A 17,431-nucleotide genomic window follows, 5' to 3' on the forward strand; every position below is an offset into this window, starting at 1 on the left:
GACTGACTGAGTAGTCCAAGTGGCCCGAATGGTCCCTTAGGATCGTGGGCGGTTTGGTCTCGGGGGCGATGATCGTGAGGAGAGTGTGCGGTTTTGCCCCCATCAAATGAGCATCGCGGCCTCATGTGCGCCGGTTCCCGCGAAGTGCGCCGGGAGCGCGTGACCCCGGTCACGTTGGCCGGGCAAATCGGACACCATCTTTGTGCACGCGTTCACAAAGACATAGCCTGCTTTCGACGGGGCGGTCTGGGGACGTGTGACCGCCTGCAGCCCCGCTCTACCCGCAGGAGCACCGTGGCAACTGGCCGAACTCACCGACCGGCGACCCGCAGCCGAGGGATTCCCGAGGCCACCGTCGCCAGGCTTCCGCTGTACCTCCGAGCCCTCACCGCACTGTCGGAGCGCTCGGTGCCCACGGTCTCCTCCGAGGAGCTCGCGGCCGCCGCGGGGGTCAACTCCGCGAAGCTGCGTAAGGACTTCTCCTACCTCGGCTCCTACGGGACGCGCGGCGTCGGCTACGACGTCGAGTACCTCGTCTACCAGATCTCCCGCGAGCTCGGCCTGACCCAGGACTGGCCCGTGGTGATCGTCGGTATCGGTAACCTCGGCGCGGCGCTCGCCAATTACGGCGGGTTCGCCTCGCGCGGCTTCCGTGTCGCCGCGCTGATCGACGCCGACCCGGCGATGGCGGGCACGCCCGTCGCGGGGATGCCGGTGCAGCACACGGACGACCTCGAGAAGATCATCAGTGACAACGGCGTCTCCATCGGCGTCATCTCCACCCCGGCGGGCGCCGCCCAGCAGGTCTGCGAGCGGCTCGTCGCCGCCGGTGTGACCTCCATCCTGAACTTCGCGCCCACCGTTCTCTCCGTGCCGGACGGCGTCGACGTACGCAAGGTGGACCTCTCCATCGAGCTGCAGATCCTCGCCTTCCACGAGCAGCGCAAGGCCGGCGAGGAAGCGGCGGCCGACGGCGCCGTGGCGCCCGCAGCCGCCAAGCAGCAGCGGAAGGGACCCGACGGGGACGTCCCCGCCGTGATGCCGGCATGAGTCTCCTCGTCGTAGGGCTGAGTCACCGAAGCGCTCCGGTGAGCGTGCTCGAGCGGGCCGCCCTTGCCGCCGACGCGCAGGCCAAGCTCCTGCACGACACGCTCGCGGCCGAGCCCGCCGCGGAAGCGGCCGTGCTCGCCACCTGCAACCGCATAGAGCTGTACGCCGACGTGGACAAGTTCCACGCGGGCGTCGCCGAGCTGTCCACGCTGCTCGCCCAGCACAGCGGGGTCGGCCTGGAGGAGCTCACTCCCTATCTGTACGTCCACTACGAGGACCGAGCCGTCCACCACCTGTTCTCGGTGGCCTGCGGCCTGGACTCCATGGTCGTCGGCGAGGGACAGATCCTCGGGCAGATCAAGGACGCCCTCGCGCGCTCCCAGGAGCTGCACACCGCGGGGCGCCTGCTCAACGACCTCTTCCAGCAGGCCCTGCGGGTCGGCAAGCGCGCGCACTCGGAGACCGGCATCGACCGGGCCGGGCAGTCGCTCGTGACCTTCGGCCTCGAACAGCTCGCGGGGCGCGAGCCGGTCGAGACCTGGGCCAAGGGCAAGCGCGCCCTGGTCATCGGCGCGGGATCCATGTCCTCGCTGGCCGCGGCCACGCTCGCGCGGGCCGGGGTCCACGAGGTCGTCGTCGCCAACCGCACCCTCGACCGCGCGCACCGCCTGGCGGAGATCCTCTCCGAGGGCGGTACGGGCACCATCGCGCGCGCCGTGCCGATGGACCAGGTGGCGGCCGAACTGACACGTGCAGATGTCGCGGTCTCCTGCACCGGAGCGACCGGTCTCGTCCTCACCGCCGAGGCCGTCGCGGCGGGAGTCGCTGACCGCACGGGCGCGCCCGTCACGGTGGGCGCGCCGCGCGTGCCCGCGTCTTCGGCACCCTCCGCCCCGCACGACGCTGCCGCCGACACCGCCGCCGACAGCGACGACGCGTGCCCGCTCGGTCTCTCCGGCGACGGGGCCGCCGTGCCCCGCGGCGTCGGGTTCTCCGTCATGGGTGAGGACGCCGTCGCCGGAATGGACGCCGCGACCCTTGAGCAGCACGCCGCCTGGGTGGACAACGCACCCGCCGCACGTCGCGACGACCCGCAGAGCGAGGCCGACACCATCGCCGCGCTCGCCGCGGCCGTGACCGCCACCGGGCGCGTGCCCGAGCACCGTCGCCGCCCCTCGCTCGTCGAGACCGGCAACGTCCTGCTCGCACTGCTCGACCTGGCCATGCCCCGCGACATCGACGCGGCCGTGCACCGCATCGACGGCGTACGCCTCGTCGACATCGAGTCGCTCGCCGACGCGTCCGCCGACGCCCCGATGGCCGACGACGTGGAGCAGGTCCGCGGAATCGTCTCGGACGAGGTCGCCGCCTTCGGCGCAGCCCAGCGGGCCGCGCACATCACGCCGACCGTGGTCGCCCTGCGCACCATGGCCGCCGACGTCGTCGCCGGCGAGATCGCGCGGCTCGACGGACGGCTCCCCGGACTCGCCGAGAAGGAGCGCGCGGAGATCACCCAGACCGTCCGCCGCGTCGTCGACAAGCTGCTCCACGCGCCCACCGTGCGGGTCAAGCAGCTGGCCGGTGAGCCCGGCGGCGCCGGGTACGCGGACGCGCTGCGCACCCTCTTCGACCTCGACCCGCAGACGGTCGCCGCCGTCAGCAGGGCCGACAAGCTCAATGAATCCACCGATCAGAACAACGCATCGCAAACAGATCCGAATCGAGGCCGGGCATGACCGAGAGGGCACTCAGGCTCGGGACACGGCGCAGCAAGCTGGCCATGGCCCAGTCCGGGCAAGTGGCCGAGACAGTGAGCCGGTTGACCGGCCGCTCCGTAGAGCTCGTGGAGATCACGACGTACGGCGATACGTCCCGTGAGCAGCTGGCACAGATCGGCGGCACCGGCGTCTTCGTGACCGCCCTGCGTGACGCGCTGCTCGGCGGCGAGGTCGACTTCGCCGTCCACTCGCTGAAGGACCTGCCGACCGCGCAGCCGGACGACCTTTCGCTGGCGGCGGTGCCGCTGCGCGAGGACCCCCGTGACGTGCTCATCGCGCGCGACGGGTTGACCTTCACGGAGCTGCCCCGCGGCGCGCGCATCGGCACCGGCTCGTCCCGGCGCATGGCGCAGCTCAACGCCTACGCCCGCAACCACGGGCTCGCCATAGAGGCCGTGCCGATCCGCGGGAACATCGACACCCGCATCGGGTTCGTGCGCAAGGGAGAGCTCGACGCCGTCGTGCTCGCCGCCGCCGGACTCAACCGCGTCGGCAGGATCGACGAGGTGACCGACTTCCTGTCGGTCGACACAGTTCTGCCCGCCCCCGGCCAGGGGGCACTGGCGATCGAATGTCTCGCGTCCGACGCGTCACTGATCGCCGCGCTCGCCGAGCTCGACGACCCGTACACCCGGGCCGCCGTGACCGCCGAGCGATCCCTGCTCGCCGCCCTGGAGGCCGGCTGCAGCGCACCTGTGGGAGCGCTGGCCGACCTTCTGGCCGACGGGCAGATTGTCAAGGAAATGCGCCTGCGCGGCGTCGTCGGGGCAACCGACGGCTCGACGCTGGTGCAGCTGTCCACCACCGGTCCCGTGCCTGAGACGCATGACCAAGCCATGGCGCTCGGCCGCGAACTCGCTGCCGAGATGCTTGCCAAGGGCGCGGCCGGTCTGATGGGGGAGCGAGCACTTTGAGCCCCACCTCGAACCTTCCCGGCCTTCCCGCACACGGGCACGTCACCTTCCTGGGTGCCGGACCCGGAGATCCGGGACTACTTACGCTGCGCGCCGTAGAGGCGCTGGCCCGAGCGGACGTACTGATCGCCGAGCCGGATGTGCTCGACGTCGTTCGCGCGCATGCCAGGGGAGGTGTGGACACACCTCAGCCAGGGGCAGTTGACGACGCGTCAGCGATCGCCGAAGCGTCTTCGTTGCGAGCCGCCACCAATCTTGTCATGGAGGCAGCACGCGGCGGCAAGCGGGTCGTGCGTGCCGTGAGCGGCGACGTCGGCCTCGACACGTACGCGGCGGAGGAGATGCTCGCCTGCGCCGCCGAAGGCATCAACTTCGAAGTCGTGCCCGGCATCGCGGCGGCGGTCGGTGTACCCGCCTACGCGGGTGTCCCGCTGCGCGACGCCCAGGGCACGGACGTGCGCTTCGTCGACGCGCGCACCGCGTCCGACCGCTGCTGGAGCGAGGTGGGGGCGTCCGACGGGACCTTGGTCGTGTCGACCTCCCTGGACTCCGTGGCCGCCGCCGCCGGTGAACTGGTGTCGTCCGGGCGCAAGCCGGACACTCCGATGACGGTGACGGTCGCCGGTACGACGACGCGTCAGCGCACCTGGCAGGCGACCCTGGGCACCATCGCCCAGGTCCTCAAGCAGGCGAAGGTGCTGCCGTCGCCCGACGGAGGACAGCCCGTCATAGCCGTGGTCGGTGAGCGGTCCGCTGCCGCCCAGCGCGACCAGCTGTCGTGGTTCGAGTCGAAGCCGCTCTTCGGGTGGCGCGTACTCGTCCCGCGTACGAAGGAGCAGGCAGCCTCGCTCTCCGACCAGCTGCGGTCCTACGGAGCGGTGCCGCACGAGGTGCCGACCATCGCCGTGGAGCCGCCACGTACGCCCCAGCAGATGGAGCGCGCGGTCAAGGGCCTGGTCACGGGCCGCTACGAGTGGATCGCCTTCACCAGCGTGAACGCGGTCAAGGCCGTGCGCGAGAAGTTCGAGGAGTACGGGCTCGACGCCCGTGCCTTCGCCGGGATCAAGGTCGCGGCGGTGGGCGAGCAGACCGCCGCGGCGCTCGTCGCCTTCGGCGTGAAGCCCGACCTGGTGCCCAGCGGCGAGCAGTCGGCCGCGGGTCTCCTGGAGGACTGGCCGCCGTACGACCCGGTCTTCGACCCGATCGACCGGGTCTTCCTGCCGCGGGCCGACATCGCCACGGAGACGCTGGTCGCCGGGCTCATCGACCTCGGGTGGGAGGTCGACGACGTGACCGCCTACCGGACGGTGCGCGCTTCGCCGCCCCCGGCGGACACGCGTGAGGCGATCAAGGGCGGCGGTTTCGACGCCGTGCTCTTCACGTCCTCGTCGACCGTGCGGAACCTCGTCGGCATCGCCGGCAAGCCGCACAACGTGACCGTCATCGCGTGTATCGGTCCGGCCACCGCCAAGACCGCGGAGGAGCACGGGCTCCGGGTCGACGTGATGGCCCCGGAGCCTTCCGTCCACAAGCTGGCCGAGGCCCTCGCCGAGTTCGGTACGCGGCGGCGCCTCGCCGCGCTGGACGCGGGTGACCCCGTCACCCGGCCCAGTGAGCGGCGGCCGGGTTCCCGTAGGCGGCGTACGGCACCCTGACCTTCGGGCGTACCGTAATCACCGGCTTCGCCGAGTCCGTCCTCAAGCGCCGGACGGGCTAGTTACTTCCCCGGCCCCGGCTGAGATCCTTCAGCCGGGGCCGGAATCTTTCGTGAGGTGAGAGAGACAGTGACCACGTACGGATCGTTCCCCGGGGCCAGGCCCCGCCGGCTGCGCACCACGCCCGCCATGCGCCGCATGGTCGCAGAGACGCGCCTTCACCCGGCCGACCTGATCCTGCCCGCGTTCGTGCGCGAGGGGATCAGCACCCCGGTGGAGATCGGCGCCATGCCGGGCGTCGTCCAGCACACCCGCGACAGCCTGAAGAAGGCGGCCGTCGAGGCGCTGGAGGCCGGGGTCTCCGGGATCATGCTCTTCGGGGTGCCGGAGGAGGACAAGAAGGACGCGGCCGGAACCGTCGGGACCGACCCGGACGGGATCCTCCAGGTCGCCCTGCGTGACGTGCGCGCCGAGGTGGGCGACGACCTCATCGTGATGTCCGACCTGTGCCTGGACGAGTTCACTGATCACGGTCACTGCGGTGTCCTCGACGCGCAGGGCCGCGTCGACAACGACGCCACCCTGGAGCGGTACGCCGAGATGGCGCAGGTCCAGGCCGACGCGGGCGCGCACGTGGTGGGCCCGAGCGGCATGATGGACGGTCAGGTCGGCATCATCCGCGACGCGTTGGACCAGGTCGGGCACGAGGACGTCTCCGTGCTCGCCTACACCGCCAAGTACTCTTCCGCCTTCTACGGCCCCTTCCGCGAGGCCGTCGGTTCGTCCCTGCAGGGCGACCGCAAGACCTACCAGCAGGACCCGGCCAACACTCGTGAGTCCCTGCGGGAGTTGGCGCTCGACCTCGAAGAGGGCGCCGACATGGTGATGGTGAAGCCCGCCGGTCCCTACCTGGACGTCCTCGCCCGTGTCGCCGACGCCGTCGACGTGCCGGTCGCCGCGTACCAGATCTCCGGTGAGTACTCGATGATCCAGGCCGCCGCCGAGCGCGGCTGGATCGACCGGGACCGGGCGATCATGGAGTCGCTCACCGGCATCAAGCGTGCGGGCGCGAACATGATCCTCACGTACTGGGCCACCGAGGTGGCGCGGCAGCTCTGAGGTGCCGCGCGGATCACGGGTTTGACCTCAAGTTTGATTGAGGTTGCAGGGTGGTGTGCATCGACGTTCCGATGCCTTGAGGAGCACACCATGCACGCTGTCGTCCTGCACGAGTTCGGGCCCGCCGAGAACCTGACGTACGAGACCTGGCCCGACCCCGTCGCGGGTCCGGGCCAGGTGCGGATCGCCGTGCGGGCGGCGGGAGTTCACCACGTCGAGACCGTCATGCGGCGGGGCGACGCGGGCGACATGGCGCCGCCGGCGCCCGAGCTGCCGGCCATCTTCGGCGGGGAGGTCGCCGGGGTCGTCGACGCGGTGGGGCCCGGTGTGGATCCCGCGTGGCTGGGGCGGGCCGTCGTGACCCCGCGCAGTGAACCCGGCGGGTACGCCGAGCTCGCGGTGGCCGAGCTCGCCCAGCTGCACGAGGTGCCGGACGGGCTCGGGTTCGAGGCCGCCGTGACGATGGTGATGACCGGGGCGACGACCATGGGGCTCCTGGACGTGGCCCGACTGACCTCTGATGACGTGGTGTTGGTGACGTCCGCCGCCGGTGGGGTCGGGCGGCTCGTGGTGCAGTACGCCACTCGGCTGGGTGCGGTCGTCATCGGTGCCGCCGGTGGGCCCGACAAGGTGGAGGCCGTCCGGGAGCTGGGTGCCGATCTCGCCGTGGACTACAACCTGCCCGGCTGGGCGGACGTCGTGCGTGAGCGGCTCGACGGGCGTCAGGTGAGTGTCGTGCTCGACGGGGTCGGCGGCGAGAAGTCCGCCGCCGCGTTCGGCCTGATCGGTGAGGGCGGGCGCTACGTGATCATCGGCTGGTCCTCGCAGGAGGGGTTCGAGCCGGACGAGAGCGTCGTGGAGGAGCGGCGGATCTCCGTCGCCAACGCGCTGCTCCAGCTGATCGAGCGGCCCGAGGACGGCCCCGATCAGGAGCGGCGGGCTCTGGAGGCCGCCGCCAAGGGGGAGTTGGTGCCCGCGGTGCAGACGTTCCCGCTGGCGGAGACCGCTCGGGCCCATGCCGCCATGGAGCGGCGTGAGACCACGGGGAAGGTGGTGCTCGTGCCGTAGGGAGCGGAGGCCATCCGGCGGCTGTGCGGACGCGGAGGGCCCGGTGGCTGTCCGGACGGCGGGAAAGGCCCTGCGAAGTACATCGCGGGGCCTTTCCCGTTGCCGCTCGGTGCGACGGGCAGAGCGATCAGAAGTCGATGCTGCCGGTCGCCAGGCCGTGGTGCGTGCGCTCGGCCTTGTAGGCGTCGCCGTTTCCGTACATGTGGTCGCCGTTGCCCCCGTCGTGCCGGGCCGAGCCGCCCGCGCAGCCGAGCGGGCCGTCGTAGTTGACCCAGCAGTGGTTCCCGGAGACCCCGCCGTTCGGGTGCGGGTCCGCCTGGGTCTGGGCCGATGCCGCACCCGCGAGGGGGAGGATGACGGCGGCCGTGATGGCGGTCAGGGTGGCGGCGCGTCCGATGAACTTGCGCATGCTTTCTCCTTGTACGCAGGAATGTGACACCCGGTCACTTACCTCCCGCGTGGCCAATCGGACACGCATCGGTCAAGGGAGCACCCGTTCGGGAAGAATCCGCAGCCAGTCGCCTCATTAGTAGGCTTTCTTGAGCAGCTCCGGGAGGCGCGAGAGCCCGTCGGCCGCGTGGCCCTCCGCGACCGCGCGGTCCAGGAGTGCCTGGAGAGGCTCGAACAGGGCGCCGCTGAGGCCCTGTTCGGCGAAGGCGCTCAGGAAATTGGGCAGCGCGGCCTGATTGACGGCGAGGCTGGACACGTCCGTGAGGTGCTGACCGGAGTCGAGCGCCTCGGCGGTGCCGGGCACCAGGCCGTGCGTCATGGCGACGATCCAGTCGGTCAGGAGCGGCGCGAACTCACGGGCCGGGATGGACTCACTGCCGATCAAGGCGTACGCCTGTGCGACGCCCATGACCATCCCGTACATCCCGGTGAGCAGGGACAGGTCGTACAGCGCGGCCAGACCGGGGTCCTTGCCCACCCACTTGGTGTCGGCGAGCGCCTCCAGCGTCGGGCGGTGGGTCGCGAAGGCGGCTTCATCGGTGCCGCTGTAGAAGATGTACGCGCCGGGCGTCGCGATCATCTGGGGTACGGCCATGATGCCGCCGTCGATGTACGTGATGCCGTGAGCCGCCGCCCAGTCCGCCAACTCCCTTGCCTGGGAAGGCGTTCCATTCGTGAGATTCACGACCGTGCGCTCTGCGAGGGCCTGCGCCTCCGGGACGAGCAGGGCGCGTACGTCTTCGTTGGTGGTGAGGCAGACGATGGTGAGCGGGCTCGCGCCGATCGCGGCCCTCGCGGTGCCCGCCGGGGTCGCGCCCTGGGCGGCCAGGGGTCCCGTCTTGGCGGCGGTGCGGTTCCAGACAGTGGTGGGATGGCCCGCCTTGATGAGCGCGGAGGCGAGCGCGGTGCCCATGAGGCCGAGCCCGAGGACGGTGACGGGGGACTGAGCAGGCTGTGCGGGCATGGCTGGGGGACTCCGATCGGAGGCGAGTGGTGGGAACGCCTTCGATCCTTCCCGTGTGCGGGGAAGCGGACAAGTACCTACTTTTTTGTGCGTACCCACCGGGAGGTAGGTGTGGAGCGGCCCGCCCACCGCCGCGGTGCGGCGATGGGCGGACCACCGGTCACCACACCAGCGCGTCCGACGCCGACGTCTGCCAGTACGTGACGAACGCCGAACTGTCCACGTACACACCGCCCGTGGGCAGCTCGGGCGTCGCCGGGGCGCCCACGCTGCCGTTCATCGCACGGTTGGAGAAGTGGACGCCCAGCTCGTGGGCCTGGCCGCCGTTCGAGCCCTCCGGCGACGACGTGCCGATGGCCGCGTACGCCGTCTGGCCCGGCTTCAGTGTGACGACCGCCTGCGGCTTGCTCGCTTCCAGCCAGCCCGTGGCGGACTGCGCCTCGTCGAAGCGGAGGTACGGGGCCCCGTACGCGTAACACGTCTTCGTGCCCGTGTTCTCGGCCTTCAGGAGCAGGTGGTTGAGGGGGCGGTCGACCTGCTCGACGGTGACCTCGGTGGTGGCGGCGGTGCAGGTGACCGGCGCGGACTTGGCGGCGGTCGGTGCGGCCGACGCGCTGCCGAGCGCGGTGAGCGAGAGAGCGGCGGTGAGGGCCGCGGTGACGGCGGCGGCTTTGGTCGTGAAGCGCATGGCTGGTCTCTTTCGGTGTGACGTGGGCGACGTGGGCCGCGCCCAGAGGTTCCTGGATGCGGCGTGCTTGTATGGCCACAGCTTGTGCGAGGTTCTGTCCCGGCCGCCGGTACGGGACGGCAGTTGGGGACGCCGGGACGTTCCTACGGCTGTGATCTGCGTGAACTCCGTTCCTTGGAACGGATGAATGGGATGGAGAGAGTGTGGGGGCGGGCGATCTCGCGGAGTTGCTGCGGGAGTTGAAGGAGAGGTCGGGGCTCAGTTACGGGGCGCTGGCCAAGCGCTTGCATGTGTCGACGTCGACGCTGCACCGCTATGTGAGCGGCACGGCCGTACCCACGGAGTTCGCTCCGCTGGAGCGGCTTGCCCGGGTGTGCGGTGCCTCGCGGCAGGAGATGGTCGAGGTCCACCGGCGGTGGATCCTGGCCGACGCGTCCAGAGGCGACCGCAGGGAGGCGGAGCCCGCTCCCGTCGCGGACGCCCGCGGCGACGCGGTGGCCACGGACTCCCACTCGAACTCCAACTCCAGCTCCGGTGAGCCGGTTGCCGCGGACTCCGGCGAGCCGGCTGCCGGACGCGGCGGCGACACGGTGGCCGCCGGCTCCCCCGACGACGCGCCCGGCATCGTGATCGGCCCGGCCCCCACGGCGGCCGGGCGGCGCGAGGGGAGACGTTTGCCCAGGGCTCGGGTACTCGTCGCCGCCGGTGTCGTCATCGCGCTCGGCGCCACCGCCCTCGCCGTGCAGTCCGCGTCCGGAGGCGGTGACGGCAGCCAGGTGTCCAGCGACTCCCCGAGCCCGCACGGCGGGGAGCGGGAGCGCGGCCCGGACGGCTCCAAGTCCGCGTCGCCCTCCGGGAAGGAGTCCGGGAAGAGCAAGCCGGGCAAGGGCGCGAAGGCTTCCGAGAAGCCGGAGGGCGGGAACAAGGGCTCCGGGGACGAGAGCCGGGCGCCCGTAGCCGGGGGCGGCGGCAAGGACGGCGGCGGCGAGGGCGGCGTACCGGTGACCGTCTCGACCCAGGCGCAGTTCTGGTCGGACCCCTGCGGACACCCCTACCTCGTGGACAAGGCACCAGGCGTCCTCTCCCCGCCCCCCAACGAGCAGGACGCCCCCGGCTGGGTGTCGGCGAACGGCGCGGTCTCCGCCCGGGACCAGACCGTGAAGCTGACCGTCCAGGGCACGGGCGACGACACCGTCGTCCTGGAGTCCCTGAACGTCCGCGTCGCCGAGAGCAGCGCGCCGCTCGCGTGGAACAACTACAAGATGGGCTACCTCGGCGTCGGCTGCGGCGGCAGGGTTCCCCAGCACTCCTTCGACGTCAACCTGGACGCGTCGGTGCCCCGTCCCTCCCCCCAGGACAAGGGCGACGGCTTCCCCTACAAGGTGAGCGCCAGCGACCCGGAGGCGTTCTTCGTCAACGCGACCGTCAACACCCGCTATGTGCGCTGGTACTTGGAGCTCGAGTGGTCAAGCGGCGGCCGGCACGGCACGGTGCGCATCGACGACGCGGGCAAGCCGTTCGCCACCAGCGGCGACCGGAGCCGTCCCGTCTACGCGTTCTCGCTCAACAGCAAGAAGTGGACGAAGACGAACCGCGACGACGACAACGTTGCGGACCCGCCCGCGTAAGGGCGGGGCGGCGGCGGGTCACGTCCGTATCCCGGAATGGTGCTTGTAGGCGGCACGCGGATCCTTACGCTGCCGGGAAACAAAGGAGCCGCAGATGACCGTCACCGATACCTCCGTCCCCGCTCCCGTCCCCGCGTTCGCGGCCCGCGCCGCCGCCGTCGGCGGATCGCCCGTACGGGACATCCTCGCCGTCACCGCGCGGCCGGAGGTCATCAACTTCGCGGGCGGACTCCCCGCCCCGGGTCTCTTCGACAAGGAAGGCATCGCCGCCGCCTTCCACGCCGTACTCACCGAACAGCCCGAGCGCGCGCTCCAGTACGCCACGACCGAGGGCGAACCCGCCCTGCGTACCGCCATCGCCGCACGGCTCTCCGCGCGCGGTCTCGCGACCGGCGTCGACGACCTCATGGTCACGACCGGCTCGCAGCAGGCCCTGTCCCTGCTCGCCACCGCTCTCATAGAGCCCGGCGAGACCATTCTCGTCGAGAGCCCCTGCTACCTCGCCGCCCTCCAGGTCTTCGGCTTCGCGGGCGCGCAGGTGGTCGCCGTGCCGTGCGACGCGGCCGGGATCGACCCCGACGCCCTGGACGAACTCGTCGCCCGCCACCGGCCCAAGCTGCTCTACACCGTCCCCACCTTCCAGAACCCCACCGGCCGCACGATGCCCGCCGAGCGGCGCGCCGCGATCGCGGACGTCGCCGAGCGGCGCGGCCTGTGGATCATCGAGGACGACCCGTACGGTGAGCTCCGCTTCGAGGGCGAGCATGTGCCGTGGATCGCCTCGTACCCCGGGGCCCAGGACCGCACCGTCCTGCTCGGCAGCTTCTCCAAGGTGATGGCGCCCGGCCTGCGCCTTGGCTGGCTGCGGGGTCCCGCGGCGCTGCTGCGGGCGTGCGCGGTGGCCAAGCAGGCGGCGGACCTGCACACGCCCACCGTCAACCAGCTTGCCGCGGCGCGGTACTTGGCGGACAACGACCTGGACGCCCACGTCGCGAGCGTCGCGAGCGAATATCGCGAGCACCGTGACGCGATGCTCGCGGGGCTCGACGATGCGCTGCCCGCCGGGTCGACCTGGCTCCGGCCCCAGGGCGGCATGTTCATCTGGGCGCGGCTCCCCGATGGTTACGACACCACCGCGCTGTTGCCGGAGGTCGTCAAGCACGACGTGGCGTACGTCCCCGGGGCGCCGTTCTACGCGGGGGAGCCGGACGTCGCCACTCTGCGGATGTGCTTCGTGACGCAGTCCCCCGACGAGATCGCCGAGGGGCTGCGGAGGCTCGGGGACGCGCTGTCCGACTGACGGGCGCGGTCCGTATGTGGCCGGGCGCGCCCGCGGTGGAGCCGCACATGTGACGGCCCCGAGCCTCTGACGCCCCTACGGGGCTTCAGAGGCGCTCGGGGGTCCTGATGCCCAGCAGCGCCATTCCCTGGTGCAGGGTGCGGGCCGTGATGTCGCAGAGGAACAGGCGGTTCTCCGCGATGTCCTGCGGCGGCTTCGGCTTGATGACCGGGCACTTGTCGTAGAACGTCGTGTAGAGCGACGCCAGTTGGTAGAGGTACGCGGCCAGCTTGTGCGGCGCGTACTCCTCCGCGACCTCCGCGACCGTCTCCGCGAACTGGTCCAGGTGCAGACCCAACGCCCGCTCCGCGTCGGCCAGTTCGAGCTCGGGGTGGGCCTTGGGGGACACGTCGTCGGCCTTGCGCAGGATCGACTGGATCCGGGCGTACGCGTACTGGAGGTAGACCGACGTGTCGCCGTTCAGGGACACCATCTGGTCCAGGTCGAACTTGTAGTCGCGCACCGCCGACGTCGACAGGTCCGCGTACTTCACCGCGCCGATGCCCACCTGGGCGCCGCGCTCGGCGATCTCCTCCTCCGAGAGGTCCTGGGCCTTCTCGCGGACGATGGCCGATGCCCGGTCGATCGCCTCGTCCAGGAGGTCGATGAGGCGTACGGTCTCGCCCTCACGCGTCTTGAACGGCTTGCCGTCCTTGCCGAGGACCGTGCCGAAGCCGAGCTGCACCGCCTTGACGTCCTGAGTCAGCCAGCCCGCCCTGCGGGCCGTCTCGAAGACCATCTTGAAGTGCAGGGACTGCCGCGCGTCCACGACGTACAGGAGGGTGTCCGCCTTGACGTTGAAGACACGGTCACGGATCGCGGAGAGGTCCGTCGCCGCGTACCCGAAGCCGCCGTCGGACTTCTGGACGATCAGCGGGGACGGGTTGCCGTCCGGGCCCTTCACGTCGTCGAAGAAGACGCACAGCGCGCCGTTCGACCGGACCGCCACGCCGGACTCCTCCAGCATGCGGCAGGTGTCGGCCAGCATGTCGTTGTAGCCGGACTCGCCGACGATGTCCTCGTCGTGGATCTCCACGTCCAGCTTGTTGAAGACCGAGTAGAAGTAGACCTTCGACTCGTCCACGAACCGCTGCCAGATCGCGAGGGTCTCGGGGTCGCCCGCCTGGAGGTCCACCACCCGGCGCCGTGCCCGCGTCTTGAACTCCTCGTCGGAGTCGAAGAGCACCTTCGATTCCTTGTAGACGCGGTTGAGGCCGGACATCGCCTCCTCGCCCGCCTGCTCGGTGTCGTCGGCGGCCTTGTGGCCCAGCGCGTCCGGGTGCTCGATGAGGTACTGCACGAGCATGCCGAACTGGGTGCCCCAGTCGCCGATGTGGTGGCGGCTGACGACCTTCTCGCCGGTGAACTCCAGGATCTTGACGACGGAATTGCCGATGACCGAGTTGCGCAGGTGGCCGACGTGCATCTCCTTGGCCACGTTCGGCTGGGCCCAGTCGACGACCGTCGTGCCGGCCTTCTCCGCGAACGGCACGCCGAGGCGCTCGCCGTCGGCGGCGCGGGCGGCGAGGTTCTCGGTGATGGCCTTGTCGGTGACCGTGACGTTCAGGAAGCCGGGGCCGGAGACCTCGACGTCCTTCAGGAGGTCAGGGGCGTCGATCGCGTCCACGACCTTCGTCGCAAGCTCGCGCGGGTTCGCCTTCGCCTTCTTGGCGAGGGCCAGGATCCCGTTGGCCTGGTAGTCGGCCCGGTCGCTTCGTCGCAGCAGCGGGTCGGCGGCGCCGGCCTCCGGCAGGGCAGCCGAGAGGGCGTCCGCGAGGCGCTGGTGGACGGAGGCGGTGAGGGACGTGACCGAGGCCATGGAGTGGATGCCGTTCTCCTCGAGGTGCAGATAGACGCGGCCAGTATCCCATGCAGGGAAAAGCGGTTTTCGCGGTTGCGGGTGGAGCTGGGAGAATGACTCCGACAAGCGGTACTCACGTAGAAGAAGAGTTGAAGCAGAAAGGCGTGCCGATCGTGGCTCAGAGCACCGATACCACCGACTGGGTCTCCCGCTATGCGGACGAGGTCATCGCCGAGTCGGAGCGTCGTGCCCCGGGCAAACCGGTCGTCGTCGCCTCCGGGCTCTCCCCCTCAGGCCCGATCCACCTGGGCAACCTCCGCGAGGTCATGACCCCGCACCTGGTCGCGGACGAGATCCGGCGGCGCGGGCACGAGGTCAGGCACCTGATCTCCTGGGACGACTACGACCGGTACCGCAAGGTCCCGGCCGGCGTCCCCGGCATCGACGAGTCCTGGGCCCAGCACATCGGCAAGCCCCTCACCTCCGTGCCCGCCCCGGCCGGTTCCGCGTACGCGAACTGGGCCGAGCACTTCAAGGCGGCCATGACCGAGGCGCTCGACGAGCTGGGCGTGGAGTACGACGGGATCAGCCAGACCGAGCAGTACACCTCCGGCGTCTACCGCGAGCAGGTCCTGCACGCGATGAAGCACCGAGGTGACATCGACGGGATCCTCGACCAGTACCGGACCAAGAAGGCCCCCGGGAAGTCGAAGCAGTCGCAGAAGCCCGTCGACGAGGCCGAGCTGGAGGCCGCCGAGGGGTCCGGCGCCGCGAGCGAGGACGACGGCAGCGGTGGCGGCAGCGGGTACTTCCCGTACAAGCCGTACTGCGGCGCGTGCGAGAAGGACCTGACCACGGTCACGTCGTACGACGACGAGAGCACCGAGCTTTCGTACGTGTGCGCGGACTGCGGCCACACCGAGACGGTCCACCTCAACGAGTTCAACCGCGGCAAGCTGGTCTGGAAGGTCGACTGGCCCATGCGCTGGGCGTACGAGGGCGTCATCTTCGAGCCCAGCGGCGTGGACCACTCGTCTCCCGGGTCGTCCTTCGTGGTCGGCGGGCAGATCGTGCGGGAGATCTTCGGCGGCGTGCAGCCGATCGGCCCCATGTACGCCTTCGTGGGGATCTCGGGGATGGCGAAGATGTCCTCGTCGAAGGGCGGCGTGCCGACCCCGGCCGACGCGCTGAAGATCATGGAGGCCCCGCTGCTTCGGTGGCTGTACGCGCGCCGCAAGCCGAACCAGTCCTTCAAGATCGCCTTCGACCAGGAGATCCAGCGGCTCTACGACGAGTGGGACAAGCTGGACGCGAAGGTCGCCGACGGCTCCGTGCTGCCCGCCGACGCCGCCGCGCACTCGCGTGCGGTGCGTACGGCAGCCGGCGAGCTGCCGAAGACGCCGCGTCCCCTGCCGTACCGGACGCTCGCGTCCGTCGCGGACGTGACGGCGGGCGCCGAGGACCAGACGCTGCGCATCCTGCGGGACCTGGACCCCTCGGACCCGATCTCATCCCTGGACGAGGCGCGGCCTCGTTTGGACCGCGCCGAGAACTGGATCACCACCCAGGTCCCGGCCGACGCGCGCACGATCGTGCGGGCGGAGCCGGACGCGGAGCTGCTGTCGTCGCTGGACGCGGAGGGCCGTGAGTCGCTGAGGCTGCTCCTGGAGGGCCTCGACACGCACTGGTCCCTGGACGGTCTCACGCACCTCGTGTACGGCGTCCCGAAGGTGCAGGCAGGGTTCTCGGCGGACGCGACGGCGAAGGAGTTGCCGCCGGAGATCAAGGTCGCGCAGCGGTCCTTCTTCGCCCTGCTGTACCGCCTTCTGGTGACCCGGGAGACGGGTCCGCGGCTGCCTACGCTGTTGCTGGCGGTGGGGGCGGAGCGGGTCCGCAAGCTCCTCGGCGCGTGACGCTGCGCTGAGCTTCGGCAGTCACGCGGGGGCGCCGCCCAACTCCTGGGCGGCGCCCCTTCGCGTGCGGCCACGCCTTCGGCCTCGGGATGTCTTCCGTGCCGTCTCGCTTCGCGTGCCGCGGACTGAACCGCGGCGGTCTCGAAAGGGCCCGCCAGGGGGCCCCGCCTGCCTAGCTACGCGCTGTACTCGGAGTCCAGCTCCTCCTGGTACCGGCCCCGGAAGTCCCGCAGATACGGGCGCAGCGTGCTCTCCGCCGGAGGGCCGCCCGCCTGCCCCGTGACCCCGTACAGGTCCATCAGATAGAGGCCGAACTGGCGGGCGTTGGGGTAGTCCCCGAGCTCGCTCACGTACTTCCGGAACGCCACAAAGTACGCCTCGTCGCGGGAGACGTCGTCCGGCAGTCCGGGGACGTCCTCCGGACCCGGCAGCTCCTCGGCCGCCTCTCCAGCAGCGGCTCCCGCCGCTCCCGCCTCCTCGCGCGGGCCCGGGATCAGACGCTGTCCGCTGAGCGGGCGGGTACGGCCGGGTGCGCCCGAGGGGACCTGGAACGCCGGGTCGACCTCCACCTGACCGGCACGGTCCTGCTCGTCGAAGTACCCCTGCTGCTGCTCCAGGTACTCCTGCTGCTCCACGTAGGCCTGCTGCTCTGCGTACGCCTGCTGGTCCGCGTACCACTGGTCGTGCGGCTCTTCAGGAACGTACGAAGGCTGCTGAGCCGCGAACCACGGGCTCACGTGCGCCCCGTCGGCCACGGGCTCCGCCTGCTGGCCCTGCTGCCCCTGCTGCCCCTGCTGCGACTCGGCCTCCAGCTGCGGCGCGGACGGCGCCACCAGCTCCGGCTGCTGCGACGGCGACGGCTCCGCGGCCACCGGCACCGGTGCGGGCGGAAGCAGCGCGGGTTCGATGCCCGCCGCCGCGAGCCCCGCCGGGGCCGTCTCCGCCAGCGGTACGCCGAAGCGCGCCAGGCGCAGCGGCATCAGGGATTCGACGGGGGCCTTGCGGCGCCAGGAGCGGCCGAAGCGGGCCTGGAGGCGGGCCTGGTAGATGAGGCGGTCCTGCTC

13 protein-coding genes and 1 pseudogene are annotated in these 17,431 nt (G+C 71.0%); 9 read left to right on the forward strand and 5 right to left on the reverse strand.

The window, feature by feature from the left end; genetic code table 11:
• Positions 1-294: 294 nt before the first annotated feature.
• The 6 genes from AC5P1C_RS40785 (at position 295) to AC5P1C_RS40810 (ending at position 7,584) form a co-directional block, all read left to right on the forward strand.
• Positions 295-1,050, forward strand: coding sequence for a redox-sensing transcriptional repressor Rex (locus tag AC5P1C_RS40785; protein WP_493871055.1), 756 nt, complete (start codon positions 295-297; stop codon positions 1,048-1,050).
• Positions 1,047-2,786, forward strand: coding sequence for a glutamyl-tRNA reductase (locus AC5P1C_RS40790; protein WP_493871056.1), 1,740 nt, complete (start codon positions 1,047-1,049; stop codon positions 2,784-2,786). Before AC5P1C_RS40785 ends, AC5P1C_RS40790 begins: the two co-directional genes overlap by 4 nt.
• Positions 2,783-3,742: a hydroxymethylbilane synthase gene (hemC, locus tag AC5P1C_RS40795; RefSeq protein WP_493871057.1), complete on the forward strand. Its 960-nt coding sequence runs from the start codon at positions 2,783-2,785 to the stop codon at positions 3,740-3,742. The genes AC5P1C_RS40790 and hemC overlap by 4 nt, the downstream gene beginning before the upstream one ends.
• Entirely contained in the window at positions 3,739-5,397 is a 1,659-nt protein-coding gene (locus AC5P1C_RS40800; protein ID WP_493871058.1) for a bifunctional uroporphyrinogen-III C-methyltransferase/uroporphyrinogen-III synthase, read from the forward strand. The genes hemC and AC5P1C_RS40800 overlap by 4 nt, the downstream gene beginning before the upstream one ends.
• Positions 5,398-5,526: 129 nt before the next feature.
• Entirely contained in the window at positions 5,527-6,516 is a 990-nt protein-coding gene (gene hemB / locus AC5P1C_RS40805; RefSeq protein WP_493871059.1) for a porphobilinogen synthase, read from the forward strand.
• A gap of 90 nt (positions 6,517-6,606) precedes the next feature.
• Complete coding sequence (locus AC5P1C_RS40810) at positions 6,607-7,584, forward strand: zinc-binding dehydrogenase (protein ID WP_493871060.1); 978 nt, start codon at positions 6,607-6,609, stop codon at positions 7,582-7,584.
• A 127-nt stretch (positions 7,585-7,711) separates the two neighbouring features.
• On the opposite strand, the gene AC5P1C_RS40815 is transcribed toward AC5P1C_RS40810, so the two are convergent.
• From AC5P1C_RS40815 to AC5P1C_RS40825, 3 genes are all read right to left on the reverse strand, one after another.
• On the reverse strand, positions 7,712-7,993 hold the full coding sequence (locus AC5P1C_RS40815; protein WP_493871061.1) for a hypothetical protein: 282 nt from the start codon (positions 7,991-7,993) through the stop codon (positions 7,712-7,714).
• 117 nt (positions 7,994-8,110) lie between these two features.
• On the reverse strand, positions 8,111-8,998 hold the full coding sequence (locus AC5P1C_RS40820; RefSeq protein ID WP_493871062.1) for an NAD(P)-dependent oxidoreductase: 888 nt from the start codon (positions 8,996-8,998) through the stop codon (positions 8,111-8,113).
• A 160-nt stretch (positions 8,999-9,158) separates the two neighbouring features.
• Positions 9,159-9,686, reverse strand: coding sequence for a DUF4232 domain-containing protein (locus tag AC5P1C_RS40825; protein WP_493871063.1), 528 nt, complete (start codon positions 9,684-9,686; stop codon positions 9,159-9,161).
• 203 nt (positions 9,687-9,889) lie between these two features.
• Between AC5P1C_RS40825 and AC5P1C_RS40830 the strand changes: the two genes are divergently transcribed.
• Together AC5P1C_RS40830 and AC5P1C_RS40835 are read left to right on the forward strand one after the other, a co-directional pair.
• Positions 9,890-11,314 carry a helix-turn-helix domain-containing protein gene (locus AC5P1C_RS40830; protein WP_493871064.1) on the forward strand — a complete coding sequence of 475 codons (1,425 nt, stop codon included), beginning with the start codon at positions 9,890-9,892 and terminating at the stop codon, positions 11,312-11,314.
• A 94-nt stretch (positions 11,315-11,408) separates the two neighbouring features.
• On the forward strand, positions 11,409-12,614 hold the full coding sequence (locus AC5P1C_RS40835) for an aminotransferase-like domain-containing protein (RefSeq protein ID WP_493871065.1): 1,206 nt from the start codon (positions 11,409-11,411) through the stop codon (positions 12,612-12,614).
• Between the two features lie 85 nt (positions 12,615-12,699).
• Here AC5P1C_RS40835 and argS read toward each other — a convergent pair whose 3' ends face one another.
• Complete coding sequence (gene argS, locus AC5P1C_RS40840; RefSeq protein ID WP_493871066.1) at positions 12,700-14,472, reverse strand: arginine--tRNA ligase; 1,773 nt, start codon at positions 14,470-14,472, stop codon at positions 12,700-12,702.
• A 146-nt stretch (positions 14,473-14,618) separates the two neighbouring features.
• Here argS and lysS point away from each other — a divergent pair, with 146 nt between their 5' ends.
• The gene (gene lysS, locus AC5P1C_RS40845) at positions 14,619-16,367 is read left to right on the forward strand and encodes a lysine--tRNA ligase (protein WP_493871067.1); all 1,749 of its coding nucleotides are present in this window, start codon (positions 14,619-14,621) and stop codon (positions 16,365-16,367) included.
• A 176-nt stretch (positions 16,368-16,543) separates the two neighbouring features.
• On the opposite strand, the pseudogene AC5P1C_RS40850 reads toward lysS, so the two are convergent.
• Positions 16,544-17,431, reverse strand: a pseudogene (locus tag AC5P1C_RS40850) (DUF2637 domain-containing protein); the annotation flags it as partial.

This window comes from Streptomyces sp. A18, from assembly GCF_059026065.1.

Excerpts from the sequence above, each read along its gene's own strand:
- AC5P1C_RS40790 (WP_493871056.1), top strand. The coding sequence starts at position 1,047 with ATGAGTCTCCTCGTCGTAGGGCTGAGTCACCGAAGCGCTCCGGTGAGC.
- hemC (WP_493871057.1), top strand. The coding sequence starts at position 2,783 with ATGACCGAGAGGGCACTCAGGCTCGGGACACGGCGCAGCAAGCTGGCC.
- AC5P1C_RS40810 (WP_493871060.1), top strand. The coding sequence starts at position 6,607 with ATGCACGCTGTCGTCCTGCACGAGTTCGGGCCCGCCGAGAACCTGACG.
- AC5P1C_RS40815 (WP_493871061.1), bottom strand. The coding sequence starts at position 7,993 with ATGCGCAAGTTCATCGGACGCGCCGCCACCCTGACCGCCATCACGGCC.
- AC5P1C_RS40820 (WP_493871062.1), bottom strand. The coding sequence starts at position 8,998 with ATGCCCGCACAGCCTGCTCAGTCCCCCGTCACCGTCCTCGGGCTCGGC.
- AC5P1C_RS40825 (WP_493871063.1), bottom strand. The coding sequence starts at position 9,686 with ATGCGCTTCACGACCAAAGCCGCCGCCGTCACCGCGGCCCTCACCGCC.
- AC5P1C_RS40835 (WP_493871065.1), top strand. The coding sequence starts at position 11,409 with ATGACCGTCACCGATACCTCCGTCCCCGCTCCCGTCCCCGCGTTCGCG.
- argS (WP_493871066.1), bottom strand. The coding sequence starts at position 14,472 with ATGGCCTCGGTCACGTCCCTCACCGCCTCCGTCCACCAGCGCCTCGCG.